The following is a 20,427-nucleotide window of genomic DNA, read 5'->3' as shown; positions in this document are numbered from 1 at the left end:
GGCGGGTGGGCGCGCTGGACGATGATGGTCGCATGCCTGACCTGCCCACCACGGCGCTCGACCAGCTCACCTGGGTGTGCGTCGCGTACGCCGCCGTGGTCACCGTCGCCGCGCTCGTGGTGACCCTGCGCCGCATCCCGCGGCCGCCGCTGCTCGACTCGACCGTGTGGGTCCTCGAGCTGCTGATGGCCGTGCGGGCCGTCGCCGGCCTGGGCACCATGCTCAAGGGCGACCGGCCGGCCGAGATGTCGGCCCACATCGGCTACCTCGTGGCCTCGGTGTGCGTCCTGCCCATCGCGATGCAGTCGATCGCCGACGACCGCGGCCGCTGGTCCAGCGGCGTGGTGACGGTCGCGGCACTCGCGGTGACCGTGGTCGCCGTACGCCTCCAGATGACGCTCGCCTGACCCCCAGCCCGACAGGAACCACGTGACCGAGACGACCACCCAGCCCGAGTCCGACCACGCGGGCCGCAGCGGCCCGCACAAGGTGCTGCTCGCCTTCTATGCGCTCTTCACCCTCGCCGCCGGCGCCCGCGCCGCCGTCCAGCTGGCCACCGACGCCGACAGGGCGCCGGTCGCCTACACGCTGTCGGCCGTCGCCGCGCTGACGTACGCCGCGGGCTGGGTCGCCATCCGCCGCGCCTCGGTCGGCCACACCGGGCTGGCCAGCGTGCTGCTGTGGGTCGAGCTCGGCGGCGTGCTCACCGTCGGCACCCTGTCGCTGGTGCAGCGCGACTGGTTCCCCGACGCGTCGGTGTGGTCCGACTACGGCATCGGCTACGGCTTCGTGCCGGCGGTGCTCCCGATCGCCGGGCTGCTCTGGCTGCGGCGCCAGAAGGTCGCGGGCGTCACAGCCTCCTGAGGGCACTCGTCGGTCACTGGCCGTCGCCGGGTCGCCGGACGTTCACCGGGGCGGGGCAGCGTCGCGGGGTCTGCCCACCCCCGAAGGAGACGACATGTCCCGCATCCCCCTCCGCCTCGTGACGGCCACGGCCGCCCTGGGCCTCGCCGTCGGCGGCGCCCTGATGGCCACCGGGGCCGACGGCGCCTCGGCACCCGGCGCCACCGGCACCGACGGCGCCCTGGCCACCGGCTTCGCCAAGGTCACCCGGAACACGCCCTGGACCGAGGTCGGCAAGCTGCACCTGGACTTCAACACGTTCCACACCGAGGGCCTGGCGATCACCGACAAGCACATCTTCCTGTCGTCGGTCGAGATCATCGAGCCGACCCAGAAGTACCCCAGCCCCGTCGGCGGCTACGACCGCACGCCGGGCAAGGGCGTCGGCCACCTGTTCGTGATGGACCGGCAGGGCCACCTGCAGAAGGACATCGTGCTCGGCGAGGGCGACATGTACCACCCGGGCGGCATCGACTTCGACGGCCACAACGTCTGGGTCCCGGTCGCGGAGTACCGCCCCGACAGCGCCTCGATCATCTACAAGGTCGACGCCACCACCCTCAGGGTCTCCGAGCAGTTCCGCGTCCAGGACCACATCGGCGGCATCGTCAAGGACGACACGACCGGCGACCTGGTCGGCAACACGTGGGGCTCGCGGAAGTTCTACGCGTGGAGCCCGACGGGTCAGCAGGAGTCCACGTGGTCCAACCCGAGCCACTTCATCGACTACCAGGACTGCCAGTACGTCGCCTCCGCCAAGGCGATCTGCAGCGGCGTCGCCAACCTGCCGCAGACGCCGACCGCCGGCGGCTCGGCCGCGACGTACGAGCTCGGAGGGCTGGCGCTGGTCGACCTGCACACGCACGCCGTCCTGCACGAGATCCCCTTCCAGCAGTGGTCCGAGGCCGGGCACGTGATGACCCGCAACCCGGTCAAGATGGCGGCCGACGGCTCGCACCTGACGCTGTGGGCGGCACCGGACAACGGCGAGGAGGCCGGCGGCACCGAGCTCTACACGTTCACCGCCGACGTCTCCTGAGGCCCCTGTTCTGGAACGTGTTCTAGATTGAGCCCGTGACCGCCGCAGTCCCCGACGTCTTCGCCCCCGCCGCGCTCGGCCCGGTCCGGCTGCGCAACCGGACGGTCAAGGCGGCGACCTTCGAGGGGCGCACGCCGCACGGCCAAGTGACCGACGAGCTCATCGACTACCACCTGGCCGTGGCGCGCGGCGGGATCGGGCTGACCACGGTGGCCTACCTCGCTGTCGCCCCCGAGGGTCGGACCCACCGCGAGCAGGTCGTGGTGGGGGAGTCGACCGTGGCCGGCTTGGCGCGGCTCGCCGACGCGGTCCACGGGACCGGGGCGGCGATCGCGGGCCAGGTCGGGCATGCCGGCCCGGTCGCCAACGGTCGCTCCAACGGCTCACGCGCCCTGGCGGCCTCGCGCATGCCCAGCCCGCTGTCGATGCAGATGGTCGGCTCCGCGAGCGAGCGGGACCTGACCCGCATCACGAAGCAGTACGTCGCCACCGCACGCACCCTCGTGACCGCCGGATTCGACGTGCTCGAGCTGCACATGGCGCACAGCTACCTCATCTCCAGCTTCCTCGCGTCCGGGCTCAACCGGCGCCGCGACCGCTGGGGCGGCTCGCTGGAGAACCGCGCCCGGCTGGCCCGCCAGGTCGCCCGCGCCGTGCGCGAGGAGGTCGACGGCGAGGTGGCCGTGACGGCCAAGGTGTCGCTGGGCGACGGCTTCCGGGGCGGGGTCACGACCGAGGAGGGGCTCGAGGTCGCCCGGCTCCTGGAGTTCGACGGGACCCTCGACGCGCTCCAGCTCAGCGGCGGCAGCTCGCTGATGAACCCGATGTACCTCTTCCGCGGGGGTGCGCCGGTCGCGGAGTTCGCCGCCGCCATGCCGCTGCCGGTCCGGGTCGGGATGCGGGTGGCGGGCGGGTCGTTCCTCAAGGACTACGCCTTCGAGGAGGCCTACTTCCTCGAGAAGGCGCGGACCTTCCGGGCCGGTCTCGCCATGCCGCTGATGCTGCTCGGCGGCATCAACCGCCGCGACACGATGGACCTGGCCATGGCCGAGGGGTTCGACTTCGTGGCGATGGGCCGCGCCCTGCTCCGCGAGCCCGACCTGGTCGACCGGCTCCGGGCTGGCCGCCAGGACGCCGGTGTGTGCATCCACTGCAACCGCTGCATGCCGACGATCTACACCGGCACCCGCTGCCCGGTCGTCGAGGAGACCGCCCTTCCGCAAACCTAGAACCTGTTCTAGATTGCTGGCATGGTCAAGACAGGCTCGACCACCGGGCTGCCCCTCAAGGTCGTCGTGTGGTCCACCGGCACGGTCGGCCGGCACGCCATCGCCGGGATCGACCGGCACCCCGACCTCGAGCTGGTCGGCGTCTGGGTCAGCAACCCCGAGAAGGTCGGCCGCGACGCCGGGATCCTGGCCGACCTCGGCCGCGAGCTGGGGATCGAGGCCACGAACGACCGCGACGCGCTGCTCGCCCTGCGACCCGACTGCATCGTGCACACCGCGATGGCCGACGACCGCGTCTTCGAGTGCATCGAGGACCTCTTCGGCTTCGTCGAGGCCGGCGTCAACGTGGTCTCCAGCGGGCCGGTCCTGCTCCAGTGGCCCGACCGGATCCTGCCGCCCGAGATGCTCGACCGGCTCGCCGACGCCGGGGCGCGGACCGGCGCCAGCCTGCACGTCAACGGCATCGACCCGGGCTTCGCCAACGACGTGCTGCCGCTGAGCCTGACCAGCCTGTCCCAGCGCATCGACGAGGTGCGGGTGATGGAGATCGCCGACTACTCGACCTACTACCAGCCGGTCGTCATGCAGGACATCTACGGCTTCGGCAAGCCCCTGGACCACCGCCCGATGCTGTGGGAGCCGGGCATCCTGACCATGGCGTGGGGGAGCGTGGTCCGCCAGCTCGCGGCCGGCCTCGGCATCACCCTCGACGAGCCGCTCACCGAGGAGGTCGACCGCCGGGCCGCCGAGGTCGACACCAAGACGGCAAGCGTCGACATCGAGGCCGGGACCATGGCGGCCGTGCGGTTCCAGGTGATCGGCAAGGTCGACGGAGTGCCGCGCGTCGTGCTCGAGCACGTCACCCGCACCGCCGAGGACCAGGTGCTCGAGTGGGCCCAGCCGCCCGAGGGCGGCGGCTGCTACCGCGTCGTGATCACCGGGGAGCCCTTCATGCAGTGCGACTTCGTGCACCACGGCGAGCACGGCGACCACAACGTCTCCGGGATGATCGTGACCGCGCAGCGCCTGGTCAACGCCGTGCCCGCCGTCGTCGCGAGCCCGGGCGGGCTCGTCACCGCGCTCGACCTGCCGCTCGTCACGGGCAAGGGCCTGGTGGCGCACGCATGACGATCCTGGACCGGTTCACGCTCACCGACCACGTCGCCGTCGTCACCGGCGCCGGCCGCGGGATCGGCGCCGCTACCGCGGTGGCGTTCGCCCAGGCGGGTGCCGACGTGGTGCTCTCCGCCCGGACCGCCCACCAGCTCGACGCGGTCGCCGACCAGGTCCGTGCCGCCGGCCGCCGCGCCCTCGTCGTCCCGGCCGATCTCAGCGACACCGACGCCGTGGCCGGGCTCGCGCAGGCGGCATACGACGAGTTCGGCCGGCTCGACACGGTCGTCAACAACGTCGGCGGCACCATCCCCAACGCCTTCCTCGACACCGACGTGGCCTACCTCGAGGAGGCGTTCCACTTCAACGTCTCGACCGCCCACGCGCTCTCGCTCGCGGCGGTCCCCCTGATGCTCAAGGGCGGCGACGAGGGGCAGAAGTCGATCGTCAACATCTCCTCGATGATGGGCCGGGCCTCCGGTCGCGGCTACCTCGCCTACGGCACCGCCAAGGCCGCCCTCGCGCACTGGGCCCGGCTCGCCGCCACCGACCTCGCCCCAAGGATCCGGGTCAACGGGATCTTCGTGGGCTCGGTGATGACCTCCGCGCTGGAGTTCGTGGCCGGGGTGCCGGAGATGATGGAGCAGATGGAGACCAAGACCCCGCTGGGCCGGGTCGGCGAGGCCGAGGACATCGCGGCCGCCGCGCTCTACCTCTGCTCGCGGGCCGGCCAGTACGTCACCGGCAAGATGCTCGAGGTCGACGGCGGCATCCAGCAGCCGAACCTCGACCTCCACCTCCCCGACGTCACCACCTAGGGTCGGCGGGGTGACCAGCACCAGCACCGCCCACGCGAAATCCCCGGACTCCGGCCAGCACTGGACCGAGCCGGGTGCGTGGCGGGTCGCCGAGGGGATCCACCGGATCCCGCTGCCGCTGCCGATGGACGGTCTCCGGGCCGTCAACGTCTACGTCCTCGAGACCGAGCGCGGCCTGACGCTCGTCGACGGCGGCTGGGCGATCGAGGAGAGCCGGACGCTGCTGGAGAAGTCGCTGGCCGGGATCGGGTTCGGCCTGCGCGACATCACCCGCTTCCTCGTCACGCACGTGCACCGCGACCACTACACGCAGGCGGCCGTGATCGGCAAGGAGTACGGCGCCCACGTCAGCCTCGGCATCGGCGACAAGCCGACCCTCGACCTGATGCACCACCACGACGACGTCGACGAGGACCCGACCCTCGCCGTGCTTCGCACTGCCGGCGCCCACGAGATCGCGGAGAAGTGGCAGAAGTTCACCGACGGCCGGATGCCCGACCTGTCGATGTGGCACTACCCCGACACCTGGCTCGACGGCGACCACGAGATCGAGATCGGCACCCGCACCCTGCACGCGGTGCACACCCCCGGCCACACCCAGGGCCACTTCGTCTTCGCCGACCACGCCGACGGGATCCTCTTCGCCGGCGACCACGTGCTGCCCACGATCACCCCGTCGATCGGCTTCGAGCCGGTCCCGGTCGAGCAGCCGCTGCGCGACTTCATGGCCTCGCTCACCAAGGTCCGCGAGCTGCCGGACCTGCGGCTGCTGCCGGCCCACGGCCCGCTCGCGCCGTCCTCCCACGCCCGGGTCGACCAGCTGCTCGACCACCACGAGCACCGGCTGGAGCTCTGCCTCGCGGCGCTGGCCGGCGGCCCGGCCACGGCGTACGACGTCGCGGGCGAGCTGCCCTGGACCCGTCACGAGCACCGGCTCGCCGACCTCGACGAGTTCAACGGCGCGCTCGCGTCGATGGAGACCAAGGCCCACCTCGAGCTGCTCGTCGCGCGGGGTCAGGCGACCCGCGAGGTGACCGACGGCGGGGTCGTCTTCACCCGCGCGTGAGCCGCATCGGGACGTGCGGGATGCCGTCCTCGAGGAACTCCGCCCCGTCGGCCACGAAGCCGAACCCGGCGTACCACCCGGCCAGCGGCACCTGCGCGTCCAGCACCACGTCGCGGTCGGGGCAGACCTGCAGGGCGGTGCCCATGACGAGGTCCGCCAGCCCGCGGCCGCGGGCCTCGGGCGTCAGCACGACGCGGCCGATCCGCCAGGTGCTCGCGTCGTCGAGGACCCGGGCGTAGCCGAGCAGCTCGTCACCGCTGTCGCGCAGCAGCACGTGCCGGGTGCCGGGCTCGACGTCGCGACCGTCGAGGTCGGGGTAGGGACACGCCTGCTCGACGACGAACACGGCCTGCCGCAGCCGCCACACGTCGTACGCCGTCCGGGCGTCGAGTGCGGCGAAGGGGACCGCGGTGATGTTCACCGGAGGAACTCCAGCGTCTGCTTCCACGCCCGCCGGGCCTCGGGGACCAGCGGCAGCAGCGGGTAGACGTGGATCAGGTCGGGGGCCTCGACGTAGGTGAGCTCCCACGTCGAGGACAGCGCCCGGTCGGCCAGCATCCGCACCCCGGGGGCGAGCAGGTCGCGGGTGCCGCAGAACATCAGCGTCGGCGGCAGCCCGTCGAGCGGCGCCAGCCCCGGCGAGACCTCCGGGCGCCCCAGGTCCTCGTCCCGCCCCGCCCACCACGAGGCGTAGGCGTGGAGCTTGCCGAGGAAGAGCCACGGGTCGCGCTCGGCGAAGGCCGCCGTGTCCGGCGCGCTGGTGGTCAGGTCGATCCACGGCGACAGGAGCAGCAGCCGCTCCGGCTGCGGCCCACCCCGGTCGCGCAGCGCGAGTGCGATGGCCATCGCCAGGCCGCCGCCGGCCGAGTCGCCGCCCAGCACGACCGGCCCGTCGGCGCACCAGCGGGCGGCGAGGTCGACCAGCGCGTCGTGCGAGTCGCGCCAGGTGTGCTCGGGCGCGAGCGGGTAGTCGGGCAGCACGATCCGGGCGCGCAGCGCCCGGGCCAACCGGGCCACGTAGCGCACGTGGAAGGGGTCGATCGGGGCCATGAAGCCGCCGCCGTGCACCCAGACCACGGTGCGCTCGGGCGTGATGCCGCGCGGCGTGACGACGTACGACAGGAAGTCGCCGGCCGGTCCGGTCAGCGTCTCGGTCGTGACGTCGTACCGGCGCGCGAAGCCCGGCACGATCCGGGTCGGCAGGGTGCGGTCCAGCCCGGCGTGCCAGCGCTCGACGCGGGCGCGCTCGGCCTCCTCGGTGTCGAGCTCGCGGGACTTGCGCAGCTTGGGCACGCCCCACGCGAGGAGCTGGTGGGTGGGACTCGGCATGCCGCGACCCTGTCACAGGCCGGTGTCACAGATCGGCGGCGGCCGGTGTCTGGATGGGTGACCGCTGAAAGACACGACACCAGGAGCACCGATGCCCAGCACCTTCCGGATCCCCCGGGCCACGATCACCGGCCTCTACGGCCGGGTCCTGTCCGCCTACGCCCGCCGCACCTACGGGCAGGTCCCCGACAACGCCTACGTCCTGTGGCACCACCGCCCGGTGCTGAGGGCGGTGCTCGGCTTCGAGCAGAAGGTGGCGAAGTGGGACCGCCTCGACCCGACCCTGAAGTCCTACGCCCAGCTCGCCAGCGCCGGGGTCATCGGCTGCAGCTGGTGCCTGGACTTCGGCTACTTCCTCGCCCACGACGAGGGGCTCGACCTCGCCAAGGTCCGGGAGGTGCCGCGCTGGCGCGAGTCGGACGTCTTCACCCCGCTGGAGCGCGAGGTGCTGGCCTACGCGGAGGCCATGAGCCACACGCCGCTGACCGTCACCGACGAGATGGTCGGCCGGCTCGTCGACCAGCTCGGGGCCGAGGCCGTCGTCGAGCTCACCCAGATGATCGCCCTGGAGAACATGCGCTCGCGCTTCAACTCCGCCGCCGGGCTGCAGAGCCAGGGATACTCCGACGTCTGCGAGCTGCCGCTCGCTACTGTCGCGTCAGGCCCGACCAGCGAGGTGTCATGACCACTGCGACCGATGCGTTCGTCACGCACCGCAACCTGCTCTTCACCGTCGCCTACGAGATGCTCGGGTCCGCCGTCGACGCCGAGGACGTGCTCCAGGAGACCTGGCTGCGCTGGCACGAGGTCGATCTCACCGCGGTGCGCGACGAACGCGCCTACCTGGTCCGGATCACGACCCGGCTCGCGCTCAACCGGATGCGGACGATGGCCCGCCGCCGCGAGCAGTACGTCGGCCCGTGGCTGCCCGAGCCGCTGCTCACCACCCCCGACGTCGCCGAGGACGTCGAGCTCGCCGACAGCGTCTCGATGGCGATGCTGCTGGTCCTGGAGACCCTGAGCCCGACCGAGCGGGCGGTGTTCGTGCTGCGGGAGGTCTTCGACGTCGGGTACGACGAGATCGCGGCCGCCGTGGACAAGTCGCCGGCGGCGGTCCGCCAGATCGCCAGCCGGGCCAGGGCGCACGTCGACGAGCGTCGCCCGCGCTCCGACGTCACGCCCACGCAGCGCGACGAGGTGATCGCGAAGTTCCTCGGGGCGACCGCGACCGGCGACCTCCAGGGCCTCATGGACGTGCTCGCCCCCGACGTCGTGCTGATGACCGACGGCGGCGGCTTCAAGAAGGCCGCGCTGCGCCCGATCCTGGGCCGCGACAAGGTGCTGCGGTTCCTGGAGGCCGTGATGCCCGAGGACGGGTCGGCCGAGCTGGTGCTCGTCAACGGCGCCCCCGGCCTGCGGCTGCTCGTCGGCGGCGTGGTCGACGCGATCGGCACGATGCTGGTCGAGGACGGCCAGGTCACCGGCCTCTACATCGTGCGCAACCCCGAGAAGCTGGCCCGGCTGGACGGGGTGATCGCCCTGACTCGCTGACGACTAGTCTGGAGGGACATGACAGGGGAGCACGCCCGACGTGCTGAGAGTGCGGATCCGCCGCAGACCCTATGAACCTGCTCCGGTTAACACCGGCGAAGGGAGTCCCAGATGAAGTCATCGCGCGCGCTGGCGGCGATCTGCACGGTCCTGCTCGTCCCCGTCCTCGGGTCCTGCTCGGTGATCGGCCAGGGCGACGACAGCCCGGCCACGACCGCCGCGGGCAAGGTCAAGGACGTCGTCCTGGTCACCCACGACTCGTTCGTCCTGCCCAAGAAGGTGGTCAAGGACTTCGAGGCCCAGACCGGCTACCACCTCGTGGTCAAGGCGTCCGGCGACGGCGGCACGCTCACCAACAAGCTCGTCCTGACCAAGGACGACCCGACCGGCGACGTCGCGTTCGGCGTCGACAACACCTTCGCCTCCCGCGCGCTGGACGAGGGTGTCTTCGCGCCGTACTCCTTCGACGCCCCGGCCGGTGTCTCCGCCTACGACCTCCCCGGCGACGACGCCCACGCGCTCACGCCCGTCGACAACGGCAACGTCTGCGTCAACGTCGACGACACCTGGTTCAAGGCCCACGACCTGGCCGAGCCCCGGACGCTCGACGACCTGACCGACCCGGCCTACAAGGACCTGTTCGTGCTGCCCGGTGCGGCCACGAGCTCGACGGGGATGGCGTTCCTGCTCGCCACGGTCTCGGCGTACGGCGACGCCTGGCCGGACTACTGGAAGAAGCTGATGGACAACGGCGCGCGCGTCACCGCCGGCTGGTCCGACGCCTACGAGGTCGACTTCACCCAGGGCGGCGGCAAGGGCGACCGGCCGATCGTGCTGTCCTACGACTCCTCGCCCGCCTTCACCGTCCCGAAGGGCGCGACGGCGTCCACCACCCACGCGCTGCTCGACACCTGCTTCCGCCAGGTGGAGTACGCCGGCGTCCTCGACGGCGCCGCCAACGTGCCCGGGGCCGAGGCCTTCGTGCGGTTCCTGACCTCCTCGGAGGTGCAGGAGGCGCTGCCCGAGAGCATGTACGTCTTCCCGGTCGTCGACGGCACGCCGCTGCCGGCCGACTGGGCCTCGTACGCCACCCAGCCCGACCAGCCCTACGCCGTCGACCCGGCCGACGTGGCCGCCCACCGCGACGAGTGGCTGCGCGAGTGGAGCGACGTCACCTCGCAATGACCACTCGTTGGTCGAGCTCCGCTCGGTGGTCGAGCTTGTCGAGACCCCTGACCCTCGCCGCGCTGGCGCTCCTGCCGGTCGCGGTGCTGGGCGTCTTCTTCGTGCTGCCGGTGAGCGGCATGCTGGCGCGCGGCTTCTGGCCGGACGGATCGTTCGACCCCGGCGGGGTGATCTCGGTGCTCGGCCGGCCGCGGGTGCACCGCGTCCTGTGGTTCACCGTCTGGTCGGCCTCGGTCGCGACCGTGGTGTCGGTGCTGCTCGGGCTGCCGGCGGCGCACGCCCTGCACCGGCGGGAGTTCCCGGGCCGGCGGGCGCTGCGCGCGGCCCTGCTCGTCCCGTTCGTGCTCCCGACGGTGGTGGTCGGCGTCGCCTTCCGTGAGCTGTTGGGGGAGTCCGGTCCGTTGGGCTTCCTGGGCCTGGACGGCACCCCGGTGGCGATCGTGGCCGGCCTGGTCTTCTTCAACGTGGCGGTCGTGATCCGCGCGGTCGGCGCCTCGTGGGAGTCCCTCGACCAGCGGCCGGCCGACGCGGCCGCCGCGCTGGGAGCCAGTCCGGTGCAGGTCTTCCGCACGGTCACCCTCCCGGCGCTGCGCCCGGCGATCGTGTCGGCGGCCAGCGTGGTGTTCCTGTTCTGCGCGACCGCCTTCGGCGTCGTGCTGACCCTCGGCGGGCTGAGGTACTCCTCGGTCGAGACCGAGATCTACCTCCTCACCACCAACCTGCTCGACCTCCAGGGCGCCGCGGCGCTGTCGGTGCTCCAGCTCGTCGCCGTCCTGGCGCTGCTGCTCGTCGCCGGGCGGCTGCGGGCCGTGCCGGACCCGTCCGTCTCCCGCGTGCTGCCGCGGCCCCGGCGGCTCTCCCGCCGGGACTGGCCGGGCGCGCTGGCGACACTGCTCCTCGTCGTGCTCGTCGCGCTGCCGATCGGCACCCTCGTGCTCGGCTCCATGCAGGTCGAGGGGTCCGGCTGGGGCCTGGACAACTACCGGGCGCTCACCACGCGCGGCACCCACCAGGCGCTGCTGGTCCCCGTGACCGACGCCCTGGTCACCTCACTGCGCACCGCCGTCGACGCGACCTGGATGTCGCTCTCGCTCGGCCTCCTCGTGGCGGTGGTCGTCACCCGGCGGTCCCGCTCGCGGTCCGAGCGCCGGGTCCGCGCCACGCTCGACGGCTTCTTCATGCTGCCGCTCGGCGTCTCGGCGGTGACGCTCGGCTTCGGCTTCCTCATCACCCTCGACCACCCGCCGCTCGAGCTGCGCGACTCCCCGCTGCTGGTGCCGATCGCCCAGGCCCTCGTGGCGCTCCCCCTGGTGGTCCGCACCATCGTGCCGGTGCTCTCGGGCGTCGACGACCGGCAGCGCCAGGCCGCCGCCTCGCTCGGGGCCGGACCGCTGCGCGCGGTGCTGACCGTCGACCTGCCGGTGGTCTGGAAGCCCCTGCTGGCCGCCAGCGGCTTCGCGTTCGCCGCCTCGCTCGGCGAGTTCGGCGCGACGTCGTTCCTCGCCCGCGACGAGCACCCGACCGTCCCGGTCGTCATCTTCCGGCTGATCGGGCACCCCGGCCCGATGAACTACGGCATGGCGCTGGCCGCCTCCGTCGTCCTCGCCGCGACCACGGCTGTCGTGATGCTCGTGGTCGAACGGCTCCGGGTGCCGTCCGTGGGAGCCTTCTGACGCCATGCTCGAGCTCCAGCACGTCTCCGTCTCCTACGACGGCCTGCCCGCCGTCGTCGACGTCTCCCTCGACCTGCCCGTCGGGGAGGTGCTCGCCGTCCTCGGCCCGTCCGGCTGCGGCAAGTCCACGCTGCTGCGCGCCGTCGCCGGCCTCGAGCCGGTCGCCGCGGGCAGCATCACCTGGGACGGCGCGGACCTGCGCGGCGTACCGACCCACAAGCGTGGCTTCGCACTGATGTTCCAGGACGGCCAGCTCTTCAACCACCTCACGGTCGGCCGCAACGTGGGCTACGCGCTCCGGCTCCGCCGCGCCCCCCGCATCCCCGCCCGCGTCGAGGAGCTGCTCGACCTCGTCGGCCTCCGGGGGTACGCCGATCGCCTGCCGTCGACCCTGTCCGGCGGCGAGCGCCAGCGGGTCGCCTTGGCCCGGTCGCTGGCCGTCGAGCCACGGCTGCTCCTGCTCGACGAGCCGCTGTCCGCCCTCGACGCGGGGCTGCGCGAGCGGCTCGCCGTCGACCTGCGCGGCATCCTCCGGGCCGCCGGCACGACCGCGCTGATGGTCACCCACGACCACGAGGAGGCCTTCACCGTCGCCGACCGGCTCGCCGTGATGCGTGCCGGCCGGGTCGTGCAGGAGGGCCCGATCGCCGAGGTCTGGCGGACGCCCGCGGACCCGGAGACCGCGCTGTTCCTCGGCTATGCCCGCGTCCTGCGCGACGCCGCCGCCCGCACCGTGCTCGCGTCGGCCGGGCTCCCGCCCGCGCCGGCGGTCGCGGTCCGTCGCTCGGCGATCGACGTCCGGGACGGCGGTGGGCTGGTCGGCACCGTGCTGGCCAGCCGGGCCACCCCGGAGCAGGTCCGGCTGGTCGTCGATCTCGAGGGCGTCGGCGAGGTCGACGCGGTCGCGTCGCTGGACGCCCACGCCGCACCGGGTGAGACGGTTCACTGTGCGGTGGATCCCACACGGCTGGCGATCCTGCCGATGACCGACGCATCCCTAGACTGACGCCCGTGTATCGCCGCGCCTATGCCCTGCTCGTGGGGATCGCTGTCGTCATGGGTGGTCTGGCGATCCTGACGGCGGTCCTCCTCGACAAGAAGCTCGCCGACCCCGACGGCTTCCTCGGGCCCTCGTGGCTGCGCCTGCCGATGCTGGTTGGCAGCGCCTTCCTGATCGACCTCGTCCCCCGGACGGTGTGGCAGTCGAAGGGGAAGTTCCCCCTGATGGCGCCGATCTGGCGCGCGCGGGTGAGGACGCACTGGACGCGGGAGCGGATGACGCTCGTGGTGATGGGTGTCGTGTGCTTCTACATCACCTACGTCAGCTACCGGAACCTCAAGTCCTACCTGCCGTTCGTCTCCACGACGAAGTACGACCGCACGCTGCACCTGCTCGACCGGGCCCTGATGTTCGGCCACGAGCCCGGCCTGCTGCTGCACGACATCTTCGGCACCAGCTTCATGGCCTACTTCCTGTCCTACGTCTACCTGTGGTTCCTGCCGTTGGTGCCGCTCGCACTGACCGCGTGGCTGGTCTGGTCGCGGAACCTCACCTTCGGCTACTGGTTCGCCACGTCCCAGTGCATCGCCTGGGCGCTTGGCACGCTGTCCTACTACGCGCTGCCCACCCTCGGCCCCGGCCTGGCCTACAGCTACGTCTACTCCGACCTGCCGGACACGCCGACAGCGAGCCTGATGGCGTCGTTGCAGAACACCCGGATCGAGGTCATCAAGGGCGGTCTCGAGGGCGTGGTCCAGTCGGTCGCCGGCTTCGCCAGCCTGCACTGCGCGATCACGCTGCTGGTCGCCCTGATGGTGCAGTTCACGCTGCGCTCGAAGATCCTCAAGTGGGTCTTCTGGGTCAACTTCGGCTGCACGGTCGTGGCCACCCTCTACTTCGGCTGGCACTACATCGCCGACGACGTCGCCGGCATCATGATCGCCTTCGTCTCCTTCTACGTCGGCGGCGTCGCCAGCGGCCAGAAGTTCGAGCGCCGGGGCCTGCACTCGCACCCCACCTCCACCACGTCGGCCGTCCCCGTCGACCACGACGTCTGACGCCACACGTCGATTCGTCGAGAACTACATTGTTGTAGTTCGCAAGCCGACACGCCGGTGACGCAAGAAAAAATTGGGGAAGTTGTTTCCTTTGTGACAGAAGTTCACTAACGTTCTTCGAGTGCCTCGGGCGATGGGGAAGTCGCCCGAGGCACTACCAGTCGAAGAGCCAGGGAGACCACACGTGCGGATCATGGGGATCGCAACGGCGGCCGCGCTGACCCTCGCGTTGGGGGTCTCCTCGGGGGTCACCGCGGGGATCGCCGCCGCCGACGACCACGGGATGCCGTCGCGCCAGGACGTGCACGACGCCAAGGTCGCCGTCCGCGACAAGGCCACCGACGTGGCCTCGGTGCGCGCCCAGCTGGTGCTGGCCAACCAGCGCCTCCAGGCCTCGGCCGTGAAGGCGGCCCAGGCCGCCGAGGCCTTCAACGGCGCCCGCTACGAGGCGCAGCAGGCGCGGCTCGCCGCCCACGCCGCGCAGGTCCACTCCGACGTGGCCGCCGCCGACGTCGAGCGCCAGCGCGCTGTCTACAGCGACGCCCTGGTCACCTCCTACGAGCTCGCCCCGGGCCTGACCGCCCTGTCCGCGATCGCGAAGTCCGACGGCATCACGACCGTCATCGAGCGCGCCACCACCATGCAGAACGCCGAGGGTGCGCTCGACGGGCACTACGACGAGTTCCGCGCAGCGGCGACGCTCGCAGACGTCGCGACGCGACAGGCCGACCAGGCCCGGGACGCTGCCTCCGCCGCCCAGGACGCGGCCCGTGCGGCGCGCGACACGGCCCGCGCGGCTGCGGCCGCCGCGGCCTCCGACGCCCGCGCGATCGCGGCCCGGAAGACCGAGCTGATCACCCAGCTCGCCCACCTCCAGCACGTCAGCGTCGCGCTCGCCGCTCGGCGCCAGGCGGCCCTCGAGGCGCAGGCCCAGGCCGCGGCCGCCGCGGCCGCCCAGGCCGAGGCCGAGGCGGCGGCGCAGGCCGCAGCCCAGCAGGCCGCCGCGGCAGCAGCCCAGCAGGCCGCCCAGCAGGCGGCGCAGCAGCAACAGCAGCAGGACGCTCCCGCGCCGAGCAGCCCGACGACCCCGACGACCCCGACGCCACCGCCGGCCCCGCCGGCACCCCCCGCCCCGCCGGCCCCCGCGGGTGGTGCCCAGGGTGCCGTCGACTTCGCCCGCGCCCAGCTCGGCGAGCCCTACCGGTGGGGTGCCGCGGGCCCGGACGCCTGGGACTGCTCCGGCCTCACGATGGGTGCCTGGCAGGCCGGTGGCCGCTCGCTGCCGCACTACTCCGTCGCGCAGTACGAGCAGTCCACGCCGATCCAGCCCTCCGACCTGCAGCCGGGCGACCTGGTCTTCTGGGGGTCCTCCAGCGACCCGTCCTCGATCTACCACGTCGCGATGTACGTCGGCGGCGGCATGATCATCCACGCCCCGCGCACCGGCCGGCCGGTGTCGGAGGAGTCGCTCTACTACTGGATCCCGCCCAACTTCTACGCACGCCCCTGACCGTCCCCGCCCCGTCCCCGCCCGGTCCCGGTAGCGTTCGGTCATGGCAACCGACACCGCCGCCCCACCGTCCTCCGAGGGCGCGGGCGCACCGCGGCACACCCCGCCCGATGTGGACGTCGCGGCGCTGACCGCGCTGCTCGACGGCAAGTACGCCGAGGTCCGCGGCCTGGTCCGCACCAACCTCGCCGAGTACGCCTCGATCCTCGAGGAGGCCGAGACGCTCGACCGCGACGCGTTCCGCGAGCGGGTCAAGCAGGTCGTGGTCGAGATGGCCTCGACCGGCCAGACCGGCATGGGCTTCCCCGAGGAGTACGGCGGCGGCGGCGACATCGGCGCCTCGGTGGCGGCGTTCGAGACGCTGGCGCTCGGCGACCTCTCGGTCCTGGTCAAGGTCGGCGTGCAGTTCGGGCTGTTCGGCGGCGCGATCCTCCAGCTCGGCACGCAGGAGCACCACGACGCCTACCTCGCGCGGCTGGTCACCGGCGAGCTGATGGGCTGCTTCGCGATGACCGAGTCCGGCCACGGCTCCAACGTCCAGGCACTCGGCACCGTCGCGACCTACGACGTGGCGACCGAGGAGTTCGTCATCACCACCCACGGCGAGCAGTCCCGCAAGGACTACATCGGCAACGCGGCCAAGCACGCCGAGCTGGCCGTCGTCTTCGCCCAGCTCGAGGTGGGCGGCGAGGGGCGCGGGGTGCACGCCTTCGTCGTGCCGATCCGGGAGAAGGGCAAGCCCTGCCAGGGCGTCCGGATCGAGGACGACGGCGCCAAGATGGGGCTCAACGGCGTCGACAACGGCCGCCTGTGGTTCGACGGGGTCCGCGTCCCGCGCGGCGCCCTGCTCAACCGGTTCGCCGACGTGTCGGCCGCGGGCGTCTACGAGTCCGCGATCGAGAACCCCAACAAGCGCTTCTTCACCATGCTCGGCACCCTCGTCCAGGGCCGCGTCTGCGTGGGCGGCGCGAGCATCAACGCCAGCAAGGTCGCGCTGGCCATCGCGGTGAAGTACGCCCTGCGCCGCCGCCAGTTCGAGGCGTCGTCCGACGAGCACGAGGAGCTGCTCCTCGACTACGGCATGCACCAGCGCCGGCTCTTCCCGCTGCTCGCCCGCACCTACGCGCTGCACTTCGCCCAGGAGGTCGTGGCCGGCCAGCTCCACGACGTCTTCTCCGGGATCAGCGACGACGAGCACACCCGTCGTGAGCTGGAGTCCCGCGCGGCCGGCACCAAGGCGCTCGGCACCTGGCACGGCACCCGCACCATCCAGGAGTGCCGCGAGGCGTGCGGCGGCGCCGGCTACCTCGCCGTCAACCGGTTCACCGCGCTCAAGGCCGACAGCGACGTGTTCACGACCTTCGAGGGCGACAACCACGTGCTGCTCCAGCTGGTCGCCAAGGGCCTGCTGACCGACTACTCCAGCGAGTTCTCCGACCTCGACCAGTTCGGCATGGTCCGGTTCGTGGCCGGGATGGCGGTCGAGACCGTCATCGAGCGGACCAACGTCCACAAGCTCCTCGAGCGGGTCAAGGACCTGCTGCCCGGCGGCGACGACTGGGACCAGGAGGCCGGGCTCATGGACCCCGACTACCAACTCCAGATGCTCCGCTTCCGCGAGGAGCACATGCTCGCCGGCGTCGCGCGCCGCCTCAAGCGCGGCATCGACAACGGGATGAACCCCGGCGTGGTCTTCTCCCGCGTCCAGGACCACGTGATCGCGGCCGCCCGGGCGCACGTCGAGCGGCTCGTCCTCGAGGCCTTCGTCGCCAAGGTGGGTGCCCTGCCCGACGGCGACCTCAAGGTGGCGCTCAACCTGCTCTGCGACCTGCACGCCCTGTCCACGATCGAGGCCGACCGGGCCTGGTTCATGGAGCACGGCCGGCTGACGGTGCAGCGGTCCAAGTCGATCAGCCGCGAGGTCAACCGGCTCTGCCGCCGGATCCGGCCGATCGCCGAGGACCTGGTCGACGGCTTCGGCGTACCTCCCGAGATGCTGCGTTCGCCCGACCTGGTCGGCTGACGTGAAGGTCCCGGGCTCAGGCCGCCCACCCTCATGCCGTGGCCTGCTGCGCGGCGCGCTGCAGGCGCCCGGCTGCGTTGTCGTCGGTCATCGGGACTCCGTCCCGCCTCCCTCCTCCGCCTTGCCGGACATCCCGCATCACGCCGCTCGCGACGGCCAGGCATGAGAGTGCCCGGCCTCGGCTCCTGGAGCGAGGATCCGCTCTGGGCGTCGTTCTACGACTGGAGCGTCGAGCACCCGCAGCTGGGCGGGATGCTGTGGAGGCTGGGGATCGGGAGCGACCTGCGCAGGCTCTACCGCGCGGCCGCCGAGATCGGCCGCCAACCGTCCGGCGCGCGCATCCTCGACGTGCCGTGCGGTGGGGGCGTGGCCCTGCGCGGGCTGCGGCGCGACCAGGGGGTCGAGTACGTCGCCGCCGACATCGCCCAGGCCATGCTCGACCGGACGATGCACGCGGCCGGCGAGCGGGGCGTGGCCGACCAGGTCCGGCCGCGGCTGGCCGACGTCGAGGAGCTGCCGTTCGACGACGGGTCCTTCGACCTGGTCGTCTCGTTCACGGGGCTGCACTGCTTCCCCGACCCTGCGCGGGCGATGGTCGAGATGGTGCGGGTGCTGCGACCGGGCGGCGTCATCACCGGGAGCGCCCTGCTCAACGACACGGGCGCCCGCTACCAGCCCCTGCGGGTGGCGGGCCGGGCAGCGGGCCTGCTCGGGCCCGGCTGCACCGGCGACGACGTCACGCGGTGGATGTCCGCGGGAGGGGTCGGCGAGGTGTCACTGGAGATCAGCGGCGCGATCGGCTACTTCCGAGGCGTACGCCGCTGACTCCCGCGACGGCTCAGCGGAGGGGTGGCGTCAGTGGATGGCGCCGGGGTTGTCGATGAGGCGCTTGAACGACGCCTCGACCTCGGCCTCGGCCTCGGTGCGGCCGACCCACTCGGCGCCCTCGACGGACTTGCCGGGCTCGAGGTCCTTGTAGACCTCGAAGAAGTGCTGGATCTCGAGGCGGTCGAACTTCGACACGTGCGAGATGTCGCGCAGGTGCTCCTGGCGCGGGTCGGTCGCCGGGACGCACAGGACCTTGTCGTCGCCGCCGGCCTCGTCGGTCATGCGGAACATGCCGATCGCGCGGCACTTGATGAGGCAGCCCGGGAACGTCGGCTCCTGGAGGATGACCATCGCGTCGAGCGGGTCGCCGTCGAGGCCGAGGGTGTTCTCGATGTAGCCGTAGTCGGCGGGGTACTGCGTCGACGTGAACAGCGTCCGGTCGAGGCGGATGCGGCCACTCTCGTGGTCCACCTCGTACTTGTTGCGCTGTCCCTTGGGGATCTCCACCAGTACGTCGAACTCCAGCACGTCTTTCCTCCGCGAGCGTCATCGGCCCCTGCGGGCCGGGTGTCCATGTGGGCCCAGCGTCTGGGCCGTGGCCAGTCTCCCGCACAATGACCCCAAAAGCGCAGTCGGAAGGGGCAAAGGGTGGCGAGACGTGACACACGCCACTGGCCGGACCCCTTCCTCCGTTGGGTTCCCGTGGTCCTGGTGCTCGCCGTGCTGGTGGCGGGAGGGACGACCTACGGGCTGCAGCGGGCGGGGATCGGGGACGCCGACCCGGGCACCGACCCGGCTGCCGTCGCACCGCCCGCCGGGTTGACGCTGCCGGCGTACGCCGCCCCCGCTGCCGTGGCCCCGGCCGCCGTCGACGGGCCGCTGGCGCCGGCGAAGGTGCGCCGGGCGCTCGCCCCGGCCCTGGCGGACCCGGACCTCGGCCCCGACGTGCTCGCCCTGGTCACCCGGCTCGACGGGACGCCGGTCTTCTCGCAGGCCGACGGGGCCGCCACCCCCGCCAGCACGATGAAGCTGCTGACGACGGCCGCGGCCCTCGAGGTGCTCGGTCCCGAGCACACCTTCCAGACCCGCGTGGTCTCCGGGCAGCACCACCAGGTCGTCCTCGTCGGCGGGGGAGACCCGCTGCTCGCCTCGGCCCCCTCGAAGGACGCCTACCCGGTGACCGCCAACGTGGTGGACCTGGCCCGTCAGACCGCCAAGGCCCTCAAGGACAAGGGCATCCGGCGCACGAGCGTCGGCTACGACACGTCCCTCTTCAGCGGCCCCGGCGCCAGCACCCACTGGCCAGACGACTACCTGCCCGACGGCGTCGTGACCCCGATCGGTCCGCTGTGGGTCGACGAGGGCCACACCCCGAGCGGGCTCGGCCGGGTGGCCGACCCGGCCCTCGAGGCGGCCCGCGCCTTCGCGGCCGCCCTGACGGATGCCGGCATCACCGTCGCCGGACGGCCGACCGAGGCGACCGTCCCGTCGACGGCGCCGCCGCTGGCGTCGGTCGACTCGCCGCCGCTCTCCCAGATCGTCGAGTGGACCCTCACCTGGTCCGACAACGAGGCCGCGGAGGTGCTCGCCCACCAGGTCGGACTGGCCACCGGCCGGGCCGGCTCGTTCACGGGTGGTGCCGCCGGCGTACGCGCCGTGCTGGACGAGCTCGGCGTCCCGCTGGACGGTGCGGTCCTGCACGACGGGAGCGGTCTCTCCCGCCAGGACCTCCTCGACCCCGGCACCCTGGCCGCGGTGCTCCAGGCCGCCGCGTCGGCCGACCACCCCGAGCTCCGGCCGTTGCTCAGCGGGTTGCCCGTCGCCGCGTTCAGCGGCTCGCTGGTCGACCGCTTCGCCGACTCCGTGCCCGCGGGGCGCGGGCGGGTCCGGGCCAAGACCGGCACCCTCAGCGGCGTCAGCGCCCTCGCCGGGGTCACGACCGACCTCGACGGGCACCCGATGATCTTCGTCCTGATGGCCGACCGGGTGGCGCTCACCGACACCGACGCCGCCCGCGAGGCCCTCGACGACCTCGCGGCCTCGCTGGCCGCCTGCCACTGCGGCTGAGCGCCCCTCGTCCGGCTCCGCACCTTTCGCCAGCC

The 20,427-nt window shown here is 72.5% G+C and carries 20 protein-coding genes and 1 riboswitch; of the genes, 17 read left to right on the top strand and 3 right to left on the bottom strand.

What is annotated here, in order from left to right:
- The first annotated feature begins 32 nt into the window (after positions 1-32).
- From EJF31_RS08790 to EJF31_RS08760, 7 genes are all read left to right on the top strand, one after another.
- Positions 33-407: a hypothetical protein gene (locus EJF31_RS08790; protein WP_125036697.1), complete on the top strand. Its 375-nt coding sequence runs from the start codon at positions 33-35 to the stop codon at positions 405-407.
- 22 nt (positions 408-429) lie between these two features.
- Positions 430-864: a hypothetical protein gene (locus EJF31_RS08785; RefSeq protein ID WP_125036696.1), complete on the top strand. Its 435-nt coding sequence runs from the start codon at positions 430-432 to the stop codon at positions 862-864.
- Between the two features lie 94 nt (positions 865-958).
- Entirely contained in the window at positions 959-1,942 is a 984-nt protein-coding gene (locus EJF31_RS08780; protein ID WP_125036695.1) for a DUF6454 family protein, read from the top strand.
- A gap of 35 nt (positions 1,943-1,977) precedes the next feature.
- Positions 1,978-3,171 carry an NADH:flavin oxidoreductase gene (locus EJF31_RS08775; RefSeq protein WP_125036694.1) on the top strand — a complete coding sequence of 398 codons (1,194 nt, stop codon included), beginning with the start codon at positions 1,978-1,980 and terminating at the stop codon, positions 3,169-3,171.
- 21 nt (positions 3,172-3,192) lie between these two features.
- Positions 3,193-4,299, top strand: a complete 1,107-nt coding sequence (locus tag EJF31_RS08770; RefSeq protein WP_221767506.1) for a diacylglycerol kinase — start codon at positions 3,193-3,195, stop codon at positions 4,297-4,299.
- On the top strand, positions 4,296-5,102 hold the full coding sequence (locus EJF31_RS08765; RefSeq protein ID WP_125036693.1) for an SDR family oxidoreductase: 807 nt from the start codon (positions 4,296-4,298) through the stop codon (positions 5,100-5,102). Before EJF31_RS08770 ends, EJF31_RS08765 begins: the two co-directional genes overlap by 4 nt.
- Before the next feature lie 10 nt (positions 5,103-5,112).
- Positions 5,113-6,168: an MBL fold metallo-hydrolase gene (locus EJF31_RS08760; RefSeq protein ID WP_185736178.1), complete on the top strand. Its 1,056-nt coding sequence runs from the start codon at positions 5,113-5,115 to the stop codon at positions 6,166-6,168.
- On the opposite strand, the gene EJF31_RS08755 is transcribed toward EJF31_RS08760, so the two are convergent.
- Positions 6,155-6,589, bottom strand: a complete 435-nt coding sequence (locus EJF31_RS08755; protein WP_125036692.1) for a GNAT family N-acetyltransferase — start codon at positions 6,587-6,589, stop codon at positions 6,155-6,157. The genes EJF31_RS08760 and EJF31_RS08755 overlap by 14 nt on opposite strands.
- Entirely contained in the window at positions 6,586-7,497 is a 912-nt protein-coding gene (locus EJF31_RS08750; protein ID WP_125036691.1) for an alpha/beta hydrolase, read from the bottom strand. Before EJF31_RS08750 ends, EJF31_RS08755 begins: the two co-directional genes overlap by 4 nt.
- Before the next feature lie 91 nt (positions 7,498-7,588).
- On the opposite strand from EJF31_RS08750, the gene EJF31_RS08745 reads away from it, so the two are divergent.
- The 9 genes from EJF31_RS08745 (at position 7,589) to EJF31_RS08705 (ending at position 18,322) form a co-directional block, all read left to right on the top strand.
- The gene (locus EJF31_RS08745; RefSeq protein ID WP_125036690.1) at positions 7,589-8,182 is read left to right on the top strand and encodes a carboxymuconolactone decarboxylase family protein; all 594 of its coding nucleotides are present in this window, start codon (positions 7,589-7,591) and stop codon (positions 8,180-8,182) included.
- Entirely contained in the window at positions 8,179-9,048 is an 870-nt protein-coding gene (locus tag EJF31_RS08740; RefSeq protein WP_125036689.1) for an RNA polymerase sigma-70 factor, read from the top strand. Before EJF31_RS08745 ends, EJF31_RS08740 begins: the two co-directional genes overlap by 4 nt.
- Positions 9,049-9,061: 13 nt before the next feature.
- A riboswitch (TPP riboswitch) is annotated at positions 9,062-9,169 on the top strand.
- Entirely contained in the window at positions 9,160-10,233 is a 1,074-nt protein-coding gene (locus tag EJF31_RS08735) for a thiamine ABC transporter substrate binding subunit (RefSeq protein WP_125036688.1), read from the top strand. It overlaps the preceding riboswitch by 10 nt.
- A gap of 35 nt (positions 10,234-10,268) precedes the next feature.
- Positions 10,269-11,906, top strand: a complete 1,638-nt coding sequence (locus EJF31_RS08730) for an iron ABC transporter permease (protein WP_260430722.1) — start codon at positions 10,269-10,271, stop codon at positions 11,904-11,906.
- Between the two features lie 4 nt (positions 11,907-11,910).
- Positions 11,911-12,912 carry an ABC transporter ATP-binding protein gene (locus EJF31_RS08725; protein ID WP_125036686.1) on the top strand — a complete coding sequence of 334 codons (1,002 nt, stop codon included), beginning with the start codon at positions 11,911-11,913 and terminating at the stop codon, positions 12,910-12,912.
- A 5-nt stretch (positions 12,913-12,917) separates the two neighbouring features.
- Positions 12,918-13,964, top strand: coding sequence for a phosphatase PAP2 family protein (locus EJF31_RS08720; RefSeq protein ID WP_185736177.1), 1,047 nt, complete (start codon positions 12,918-12,920; stop codon positions 13,962-13,964).
- Between the two features lie 193 nt (positions 13,965-14,157).
- Positions 14,158-15,474 (top strand): C40 family peptidase, encoded by a 1,317-nt coding sequence (locus EJF31_RS08715; RefSeq protein WP_125036684.1) that lies wholly within the window; start codon positions 14,158-14,160, stop codon positions 15,472-15,474.
- Between the two features lie 43 nt (positions 15,475-15,517).
- Entirely contained in the window at positions 15,518-17,497 is a 1,980-nt protein-coding gene (locus EJF31_RS08710) for an acyl-CoA dehydrogenase (RefSeq protein ID WP_125036683.1), read from the top strand.
- Positions 17,498-17,659: 162 nt separating this feature from the next.
- A complete protein-coding gene (locus EJF31_RS08705) occupies positions 17,660-18,322 on the top strand; it encodes a class I SAM-dependent methyltransferase (RefSeq protein WP_185736176.1) in 663 nt (220 codons plus the stop codon).
- Positions 18,323-18,352: 30 nt separating this feature from the next.
- Here the strand turns inward: EJF31_RS08705 and EJF31_RS08700 are convergent, their stop codons facing one another.
- Entirely contained in the window at positions 18,353-18,850 is a 498-nt protein-coding gene (locus EJF31_RS08700) for an inorganic diphosphatase (RefSeq protein WP_125037705.1), read from the bottom strand.
- Positions 18,851-19,027: 177 nt separating this feature from the next.
- Between EJF31_RS08700 and dacB the strand changes: the two genes are divergently transcribed.
- A complete protein-coding gene (dacB, locus tag EJF31_RS08695; protein ID WP_125036681.1) occupies positions 19,028-20,392 on the top strand; it encodes a D-alanyl-D-alanine carboxypeptidase/D-alanyl-D-alanine-endopeptidase in 1,365 nt (454 codons plus the stop codon).
- Positions 20,393-20,427: the final 35 nt, after the last annotated feature.

Origin of the sequence: Nocardioides sp. LS1 (assembly GCF_003865225.1) — a bacterium.
GTDB lineage: Bacteria > Actinomycetota > Actinomycetes > Propionibacteriales > Nocardioidaceae > Nocardioides > Nocardioides ginsengisegetis.
Note: the sequence above shows the minus strand (reverse complement) of the source record. Positions and strands in the feature narration are given on the sequence as shown.

Excerpts from the sequence above, each read along its gene's own strand:
- EJF31_RS08735 (WP_125036688.1), top strand. The coding sequence starts at position 9,160 with ATGAAGTCATCGCGCGCGCTGGCGGCGATCTGCACGGTCCTGCTCGTC.
- EJF31_RS08750 (WP_125036691.1), bottom strand. The coding sequence starts at position 7,497 with ATGCCGAGTCCCACCCACCAGCTCCTCGCGTGGGGCGTGCCCAAGCTG.
- EJF31_RS08710 (WP_125036683.1), top strand. The coding sequence starts at position 15,518 with ATGGCAACCGACACCGCCGCCCCACCGTCCTCCGAGGGCGCGGGCGCA.
- EJF31_RS08725 (WP_125036686.1), top strand. The coding sequence starts at position 11,911 with ATGCTCGAGCTCCAGCACGTCTCCGTCTCCTACGACGGCCTGCCCGCC.
- EJF31_RS08770 (WP_221767506.1), top strand. The coding sequence starts at position 3,193 with ATGGTCAAGACAGGCTCGACCACCGGGCTGCCCCTCAAGGTCGTCGTG.
- EJF31_RS08705 (WP_185736176.1), top strand. The coding sequence starts at position 17,660 with ATGAGAGTGCCCGGCCTCGGCTCCTGGAGCGAGGATCCGCTCTGGGCG.
- EJF31_RS08790 (WP_125036697.1), top strand. The coding sequence starts at position 33 with ATGCCTGACCTGCCCACCACGGCGCTCGACCAGCTCACCTGGGTGTGC.
- EJF31_RS08765 (WP_125036693.1), top strand. The coding sequence starts at position 4,296 with ATGACGATCCTGGACCGGTTCACGCTCACCGACCACGTCGCCGTCGTC.
- EJF31_RS08745 (WP_125036690.1), top strand. The coding sequence starts at position 7,589 with ATGCCCAGCACCTTCCGGATCCCCCGGGCCACGATCACCGGCCTCTAC.
- EJF31_RS08780 (WP_125036695.1), top strand. The coding sequence starts at position 959 with ATGTCCCGCATCCCCCTCCGCCTCGTGACGGCCACGGCCGCCCTGGGC.
- EJF31_RS08715 (WP_125036684.1), top strand. The coding sequence starts at position 14,158 with ATGGGGATCGCAACGGCGGCCGCGCTGACCCTCGCGTTGGGGGTCTCC.
- EJF31_RS08740 (WP_125036689.1), top strand. The coding sequence starts at position 8,179 with ATGACCACTGCGACCGATGCGTTCGTCACGCACCGCAACCTGCTCTTC.